Below are 1,613 nucleotides of genomic sequence, written 5' to 3'. Positions count from 1 at the left end.
CCGCGATGCGTGCGGATCGGGAGAGCGCCTCGCAGGTCGCCCCGCGGTCGATTGCCGCCCAGGCGCCGTCCGCCGAAAGGATCGCGCCGCGCGCCGCCGCAGGAGTTGCGACGACCGCGGCGCAAGCCAGCAATGTCCAGCATTTGCCCACGGTTCGGAAGCTAGCCGCTCGACCGTTCCGGCACCACCGTTGTTCAGCGGCCGGGCCGCACCCGCGTCAGCTTCTCGCCGGTCGCCTCGATGACATAGGAGGCGCCTTTCCGCTTCACAGTCTCGCCGGTGCAGAGCTGCAGCCTCTTTTTCGGGATGAGCCCGAACGGCGACCCGCGTTCGCGGATCTCGTACAGCGTGAGCTGGTCCCCATTGGCATCGAGGACGGGAATGGTCCGGAAATGATTCGTCACAGGTCCGCTCCCCCTGCGGACGATTCGGCAGGTACAACTTAACGGAAGTTGTATTTACGTCCAGTAAGAAGCGGTCCGCAGGCAGCGGCCCGTTCCAAAATGAGGCGGCGAGGGCCAGGCCTTGTCGTTTAACTTCCGTTATGTCATGCGTCCGGTCGCTCGGTTTTGGATGATTCGCAGCCACGGGAGGCCGCAAATGAACCGAGCAGCACCGCACAGCCCGGACGCCGTTCGCTAGCCGCAGCCGGGCTTGTCGCGTGGGTTTGGCGGAAATATTGAGCCGCGTCGCGGCGGAGTTGGCACTGTTCGCGGGTGCCGGCTTCCTGCTGTTCGCCGTCAATGACCTGGTCGTCGATCTCATCTATTTCGGACGTTCGGGCTGGCGCGCGCTGACCGTCTACACGCGCTACCCGCGCGCCTTCGCAAGCGCCCTGCCGGAGAACCCGGAACCGGGCTTCATCGCGATGCTGGTCCCGGCGTGGGACGAATCGGCGGTGATCGCCTCGATGCTACGAACGACCGTCAGACGCCTCGACTACGGCAATTACCGCATCTTCGTCGGCCATTACCGCAACGACCCCGCCACCGCGGCGGCCATTGCCGCCGTCGGGGACGACCGGATCGAAGCGGTCGAGGTCGACCACGACGGGCCGACCACCAAGGCCGATTGCCTGAATCATCTTTACGATTCCCTGGTCGCCTATGAGACGGCGACCGGAACCGCCGCGACAGCTGTCACGCTCCACGACGCAGAGGACGTCGTCCACCCGCTCGAGCTCAAGGTGTTCGACCGGTTGATCCCGCGCGCCGCGGTCATCCAGCTTCCGGTGCTCCCGCTCCCCGACTCGCATTCGCGCTGGATCGGCGGTCATTATTGCGACGAATTCGCCGAGGCGCACATCAAGGAACTGGTGGTTCGCGAGGCGGTCGGCGCCGCGATCCCCCTCGCCGGAGTCGGCTGCGCGATCGCGCGCAAGCCGCTGACGCAGCTCGCCGCCATGCACGAGGGCAGGCCGTTCGCCGGCACCAGCATGACGGAGGACTATGAGCTTGGGCTGAGGATCGGCGCGCTCGGCCTCAAGACCATGTTCGTGCGCCTGCCCGCCCGCCCGGGCGAGCGCGGCGTGGTCGCAAGCCGCGGCCATTTCCCGGCCACGCTAGGAAGCGCCGTTCGCCAGAAGGCGCGCTGGCTCGGCGGTATCGCTCTTG

Annotated in this window: 2 protein-coding genes; one reads left to right on the top strand and one right to left on the bottom strand. The window is 66.7% G+C overall.

Translation table 11 applies throughout. The features are described 5' to 3' along the window. Positions 1–194: 194 nt before the first annotated feature. The gene (locus GH737_RS14715; protein ID WP_155265510.1) at positions 195–404 is read right to left on the bottom strand and encodes a hypothetical protein; all 210 of its coding nucleotides are present in this window, start codon (positions 402–404) and stop codon (positions 195–197) included. Positions 405–679: 275 nt separating this feature from the next. Here GH737_RS14715 and GH737_RS14710 point away from each other — a divergent pair. Next, a partial coding sequence (locus GH737_RS14710; RefSeq protein WP_196233239.1) for a glycosyltransferase occupies positions 680–1,613 on the top strand: 934 nt, incomplete at its 3' end.

It is taken from the genome of Sphingomonas segetis (assembly GCF_009720245.1).
GTDB lineage: Bacteria > Pseudomonadota > Alphaproteobacteria > Sphingomonadales > Sphingomonadaceae > Sphingomicrobium > Sphingomicrobium segetis.
This window is presented reverse-complemented; position numbering and strand designations above follow the sequence as displayed.